At 68.1% G+C, this 6,389-nt stretch carries 6 protein-coding genes; all 6 read right to left on the bottom strand.

The annotated features are described in order from the left end of the window. Positions 1–321: 321 nt before the first annotated feature. The 6 genes from JMF82_RS12855 to JMF82_RS12830 are packed head-to-tail and all read right to left on the bottom strand — an operon-like array spanning position 322 to position 6,377. The gene (locus JMF82_RS12855) at positions 322–1,467 is read right to left on the bottom strand and encodes an alpha-hydroxy acid oxidase (protein WP_201314964.1); all 1,146 of its coding nucleotides are present in this window, start codon (positions 1,465–1,467) and stop codon (positions 322–324) included. A gap of 3 nt (positions 1,468–1,470) precedes the next feature. After that, positions 1,471–2,790: an enolase C-terminal domain-like protein gene (locus tag JMF82_RS12850; protein ID WP_201314963.1), complete on the bottom strand. Its 1,320-nt coding sequence runs from the start codon at positions 2,788–2,790 to the stop codon at positions 1,471–1,473. 52 nt (positions 2,791–2,842) lie between these two features. Continuing rightward, positions 2,843–3,700, bottom strand: coding sequence for a fumarylacetoacetate hydrolase family protein (locus JMF82_RS12845; RefSeq protein ID WP_201314962.1), 858 nt, complete (start codon positions 3,698–3,700; stop codon positions 2,843–2,845). Positions 3,701–3,713: 13 nt separating this feature from the next. Next, the gene (locus JMF82_RS12840) at positions 3,714–4,460 is read right to left on the bottom strand and encodes an SDR family oxidoreductase (protein ID WP_201314961.1); all 747 of its coding nucleotides are present in this window, start codon (positions 4,458–4,460) and stop codon (positions 3,714–3,716) included. A gap of 46 nt (positions 4,461–4,506) precedes the next feature. Next, positions 4,507–5,355 carry an amidohydrolase family protein gene (locus JMF82_RS12835; RefSeq protein ID WP_201314960.1) on the bottom strand — a complete coding sequence of 283 codons (849 nt, stop codon included), beginning with the start codon at positions 5,353–5,355 and terminating at the stop codon, positions 4,507–4,509. After that, positions 5,352–6,377: an aldo/keto reductase gene (locus tag JMF82_RS12830; protein ID WP_201314959.1), complete on the bottom strand. Its 1,026-nt coding sequence runs from the start codon at positions 6,375–6,377 to the stop codon at positions 5,352–5,354. Before JMF82_RS12830 ends, JMF82_RS12835 begins: the two co-directional genes overlap by 4 nt. Positions 6,378–6,389: the final 12 nt, after the last annotated feature.

Below are 6,389 nucleotides of genomic sequence, written 5' to 3'. Positions count from 1 at the left end.
GACCCTCTCCCACAAGGGGAGAGGGAGAAAGCGCCGCCGGCCCCGCACAGTGCGCTCACCCTGTCCTGTAGGAGCGCACCCAGTGCGCGATAAACCTACGAAGCACCGCCGTCGGCATGCCGCCGCCGGTCACGAGGCGCCCGCCCGATGCGCGCGCGTGTTGCAGCAGCCCACCACCGTTGTGGGAGCGCACCCTGTGCGCGACAAGCCGGTGGAGCGGCGCCAAGAAGCTCTTCGGCCGCGCACGAGGTACGCCCTGCGGTGGCCTCGGTCAGGCAGGTTTCACCCGCCCCGCTTCCCGCGGGGCGAGGGAGCGACGGGTCAGGCGCCGCGCCAGATCACGTCGCGCGAAATGCGCGAGGCATCGCGCTGGCCGGTCAGCGCCATGCTGACGCTCAGTTCGCGGCGGATCAGTTCGATCGCCTGCGTCACGCCCTGCTGGCCGTTGGCGCCCAGGCCATAGAGAAACGCCTTGCCGATAAGCCCCGCGCGCGCGCCGAGCGCGAGTGCCTTGAGCAGGTCCTGGCCGCTGGTGATGCCGCTGTCGAACAGCACTTCCGTGCGGCCCTGGACGGCATCGACGATCGCGGGCAGGACGTCGATGGTGCCGGGGGCGCCATCGAGTTGTCGTCCGCCGTGATTGGACACCACGATGGCATCGACGCCGTGCTGTACGGCGAGGCGCGCATCCTCCGGATCCAGGATGCCTTTCACGATCAGCTTGCCCGGCCACTCTTCACGGATCCACGCAAGGTCGTCCCAGTTGAGCGTGGGGTCGAACTGGCTGGCGATCCATTGCGCGAGCGTGGTCAGGCTGTCCGCGCCGCCGATGCGTCCCTCCAGGTTGCCGAACGAGCGGCTGGGCGCCTTGAGTACGTTCCACGCCCAGCGCGGCTTGCTGGCGATGTCGAGCAGGTTTCGCAGCGTCACCCTGGGCGGCACGGACAGGCCGTTCTTGATCTCGCGATGGCGCTGACCCTGCACGGTAAGGTCTGCGGTCAGCATCAGGGCGGAACATCGCGCGGCACGGGCGCGCCGGATCAGTTCGCGGGTGAAGCCGCGGTCGCGCATCACGTAGACCTGGAACCAGAACGGCGTGTCGCAAGCCGCGCGCACCTGCTCGATCGAGCAGATGGACATGGTGCTGAGGCAAAACGGGATGCGTGCTTCGGCAGCGGCGCGCGCCCCATGGATCTCGCCGCTGCCGTGCTGCAGTCCGGTCAGGCCGGTGGGCGCGATGGCCAGCGGCATGCTGACGGGGGCGCCGAGGATGGTCGTGGCCAGCGAACGGTTGTCCACGTCCTGCATGACGCGCTGCCTGAGTTGCAGGCGGTCGAGGGCGCGGCGGTTTTCGCGCAGCGTGGCCTCATCGTACGAGCCACGGTCGGCGTATTCGAAGAACGCGCGGGGCACCCGCCGGCGAGCGATGGCGCGCAGGTCGGCGATGTTCGTCACTGGCGTTTTCATGGTTCACCCCACCGCGGTCTTGGGAGCGTGCTTCCATACGATGCCATCGGGAAAGAGGTGGTCACGCACCGAGTCCTCGTGCATGCGGGCGGAGAAGCCCGGCGCCCTGGGCGCGAGGTAGCGCCCCTGGGAAATCGTCACCGGATCCTCGAAGTGCTCGTGCAGGTGGTCGACGAACTCGATCGCGCGGTCCTCTTTCTTGCCGGTAATGGCCACGAAATCGGCCATGGCGAGATGTTGCACCAGTTCGCACAGGCCCACGCCGCCCGCATGGGGAAATACGCGTACGCCGAAGCGGGCGGCCAGCAGCAGGATGGCGAGGTTTTCGTTGACGCCGCCGACGCGTGCCGCGTCGATCTGGATGAGGTCGACGGCCTGCGCCTGCAGCAGTTGCTTGAAGAGTACGCGGTTCTGGCCGTGCTCGCCGGTGGAGATGGGGATGGGCGACACGCCGCGGCGAATGGCCGCGTGACCGAGCACGTCGTCGGGATGGGTGGGCTCCTCGACCCAGGCCAGGCCGATGTCCTCCAGCGGCTTCAGCCATTCGATGGCCGTCTGGACGTCCCAGCGCTGGTTGGCGTCGACGGCGATGGCGACGTCCGGCCCGACCGCTTCACGCGCCAGCCGGCAGCGCCGCAGGTCGTCTTCCATGCGCAGGCCGACCTTGAGCTTGATGGTGCGAAAGCCATCGGCCACGGCCTTGCGGGCGAGCCGTTGCATCTTCTCGTCGGAATAGCCGAGCCAGCCGGGAGAGGTGGTGTAGGCCGGGTAGCCCTCGGCTTCGAGCTGCGCGATGCGTGCCTGCTTGTGCGGCTCGGCTTCGCGCAGCATGGCCAGCGCCTGCCCGGGCGTGAGCGCGTCGGTGATGTAGCGAAAATCGACCTGGTCGACCAATTGCTCGGGCGTCATGTCGGCGATGAAGCGCCACACGGGCTTTTTCGCCATGCGGGCGGCGAGATCCCACGCGGCGTTGATGACCGCGCCGATCGCCATGTGCATCACGCCCTTCTCGGGGCCCAGCCAGCGCAGTTGCGAGTCGCCCGTCAGCTGCCGCGCAAAGGCGCCCAGGTCGCTCGCCATGTCGCTGGCGTTGCGGCCGACCACCATGGGGCGAAGTGCCGCCAGCGCGGCGGTTTCGATCTCGTTGCCACGGCCGATGGTGAACACCAGGCCATAACCGGCCAGGCCATCGGGCGCGTCGGTTTTCAGCACGACGTAGGCAGCGGAATAATCCGGGTCCGGGTTCATGGCGTCCGAGCCATCGTGCGCCAACGACGTGGGGAAACGCACGTCGAAGGTTTCCAGAGCGGTAATCGTCACCATCGTGGCCGGCCTCCCGTGCCGGGGGCGAAATGGAGGGGATGGCGCAAGACGCTCATGCGCGCGATGCGGGATGGGCGAGTACGTCCTGCCGTTGCCGGCCCAGGCCTTCGATGCCCAGTTCGATCACGTCTCCCGGTTTCAGGTAGGTCGGCGGGTGCAGTCCAAGGCCGACGCCGGCGGGCGTTCCCGTGCTGATCACGTCGCCCGGCATCAAGGTCATGTAGCGGCTGATGTAGCTCACCAGGTGGGTCACGCCGAACACCATCGTGCGCGTGTTGCCGTTCTGGTAGCGATGGCCGTTCACCTCGAGCCAGAGCGAGAGGTTCTGCGGATCGGGCACTTCGTCCCGGGTGACCAGCCATGGGCCAATCGGCCCGAACGTGTCGCAGCTCTTGCCCTTCACCCATTGGCCGCCGTGTTCCAGCTGGAATTCGCGCTCGGACACGTCGTTGATCACGGCGTAGCCGGCCACGTGATCGAGCGCATCGTCGATCGAAACATCGCGCGTCACCTCGCCGATGATCACGCCCAGTTCCACTTCCCAGTCGGTCTTCACCGAGCCACGCGGAATCACGATGGGGTCGTTGGCGCCGCCGATGGCCGTGGTGGCCTTCATGAAGAGGACGGGCTGCTCGGGCACGGGTGCTTTCGTTTCCGCGGCGTGGTCGGCGTAGTTCATGCCCACGCAGAGCATCTTGCCCACATGCGCCACCGGCGTACCGAAGCGGGGCGAGCCTTCGACGACGGGCAGGGTGGTGGGGTCGATCGCCATCAGCCGGCGCAGGCCTTCGCGGCCGAGCGCGTCGGCGCCGATGTCATCGATGACGGCGGAGAGATCGCGGATGGCTCCGTGCCTGTCGATCAGGCCGGGCTTTTCCGCGCCGGGCGCTCCATAACGGCAAAGTTTCATGCAGGCATGTCCATCAATTCGACCAGCCGCCGTCCACGACGTGGATGGTGCCGGTGGTAAAGGAGGATTCGTCGGAGGCGAGGTAGAGCGCGAGCGCGGCGATTTCCTCGGGCTTGCCGAGTCGTCCCATCGGCTGGCGCGAGGTGAAGCCGGCCCATGCGGCTTCCTCGTCACCGCCCAGGGCGCGCACGCGCTCGGCGAGCGAGGGCGTCTTCACCGTGCCGGGGCAAATGGCGTTGCAGCGTATGCCTTTTGCCACGAAGTCGGCGGCAATGGCGCGCGTCAGCCCGATCACCGCCGCCTTGGTAGCGCCGTAGGCGAAGCGGTTCGGCACGCCCTTGATGCTCGATGCGACCGACGACATGTTGATGATGCTGCCCGCGCCGCGCTCGATCATGCCGGGAAGCAGGGCACGGCACAGGTGGAACATGCTGTCCACGTTGATGGCGAACGAGCGCCGCCAACTGGCATCGTCCGTGTCGAGAATGGTGCCGGCATGCACGTAGCCCGCGCAGTTGAACAGCACGTCGATGCGGCCGGCGGAGGCGGCCAGCGACCGGATTGCCGTCGTGTCGGTGACGTCGAGGATTTGCGTGCGGATGGCCGAATGGCGGGAGGCGAGGGATGCGAGGCTCTCCTCATGGATGTCCGTCGCCAGCACCGTCGCCCCGGCTTCGGCAAAGGCGAGTGCCGTGGCGCGGCCAATGCCGGCGCCGGCGGCCGTAACGAGGGCGTACTTGCCCGCCAGGCGCCCGCTCATGCGCTGCTCCCGGCGTTGCCTGCTGTCGAGTTCACGGAACGGGAATTCATGCCGCTCTCCCTGGGGCCGTCGTGCGGCCGTTGAGTGAATAGATCGCCATGGCGTTGGCGCCGAACACCGCGGCCTCGTGGCGTGGCGCCAGCCCGCGTACCAATGCTTGCGCGCAGGTTTTCCACTGCTCGTAGGTGGCATGCGTGGTGAGCACGGGCCAGTCGCTTCCCCACATGACGCGCTCGCCGCCGAAGCTTTCGAAGAGGTGCGCAACGAACGGTTCGATGGCGGCCGCGTCGGCCCTGGCCCCCGTCAGCGTCAACAGGCCGGACAGCTTGCAGGCCACGTCGGGCACCTGGGCGACGCGTGCGACCGCACCCGCCCAGGCGGCGAATTCCCGCCCGGCGATGTTCGGCTTGGCGCCGTGATCGACGACGGTGATCAGGCCCGGATGACGGGTGAGCCGCTGGGACAGGGCGCGCAGGTGCCGGTTGTCCACCAGTGCGTCAAAGACCAGGCCGTGATCGCGCAGGCAATCGAAGGCGCGATCGAGTGCCGGGCGGGTCAGCCATTCCGTATCCGGGATGTCCTGCACCATCGGCCGGATGCCGCGCAGCAGTCCTTGTCCTTGTTCGGCCAGGGCCTCGATGCGCCGCGTGGCGTCGTCCGCTTCCATGTCCACCCAGCCCACGACACCGAGCACGCCTTCGGTCTGGCGGGCCAGATCGAACAGGAACCATGTTTCGCGCTCATCCGGCGCCGCCTGTACGAGGATGCAGGCATCCTGCGTCGTGCCGATATCGGGTGGCAGAAAGCTGCGTTGCAGCGTGGACGGCGCGTGCTCCAGCCAGCCGTATTCCAGCCGCGACGGGTCCCAATAGTGGCGGTGCGCATCGATGATCACGGCGTGGGTACTCCCGCATCGATCAGGCCGGCTTCGACCAGTGCGGTCCAGGTGGCAGGGGCAACCGTGGCGCGGATGCGTTCGATGGCGCTGTCGACTTCGGCGACGGAGCGCAGGCCGCACACGACATTCGACACCGCCGGATGCGCCATGGGGAATTGCAGCGCGGCCGCGCCCACGGTCGCGCCGGTGCGCGCGCAGACGTCATAGAACCGTTGCGCGCGCGCCCGTATGGCGGCTGAGGCGGGCGCGTAATCGTAGGTGTCGCCCGGCCCTGCATCCGCGCCGAGCAGGCCAGAGTTGTAGGGGCCGGCGATCAGCACCTTCACGCCGTCGGCCTGTGCTTTGGCCATGACGGTCTTGCTGTGCGCCTGCTCGAACAACGTGTAGCGTCCGGCCAGCATGACGGCGTCCAGCGGAAAGCGCTGCATCACTTCCAGGCACACGGCCTCTTCGTTGACGCCCAGGCCGATGGCGCCGACCACGCCCTGGGCACGCAACTCGGCCATCGCCGGCAGCGCTTCATTCAATGCCTGCGCGAGCACCTGGGCATGGCGTGGGCCGTGCGTGAGTTCGCCGATGTCATGCAGCAGCAGGAGATCGATGCGTTCGGTGCGAAGCCGGCGGATGCTGCTCTCGAGGCTGCGAAGGATGCCGTCGCGCGAGTAGTCGAAATACGCGCGGCGCCCGTCGACGGCAAAGCCGTCGCCGCGGTCGTGCCGGTCCTGGTCGACATCGATGAGGCGCCCGACCTTGGTGGAGAGCGCATAGCTCGCGCGTCCAACGCCCGCGAGTGCGTCGCCGATGCGGGTCTCGCTCAGGCCGTAGCCGTAATAGGGGGCGGTGTCGAAGTGGCGGATGCCTTCGCGCCAGGCATGTTCGATCGCGCCGCGGGCGACGCCGTCGGCCACGCCTGTATAGAGGTTGCCGGCCGGCGCCCCGCCAAAGGCGAGGGAGGCGAGCCGGGCCTTGCCGGCCTCAGGCCTGCCGGGCGGTTCCTGGTCGTGGTGCTGAACCGGCATCAATGCTCCCGA

It is taken from the genome of Dyella sp. EPa41 (assembly GCF_016586165.1).
Classification (GTDB): Bacteria; Pseudomonadota; Gammaproteobacteria; order Xanthomonadales; family Rhodanobacteraceae; genus Dyella.
Note: the sequence above shows the minus strand (reverse complement) of the source record. Positions and strands in the feature narration are given on the sequence as shown.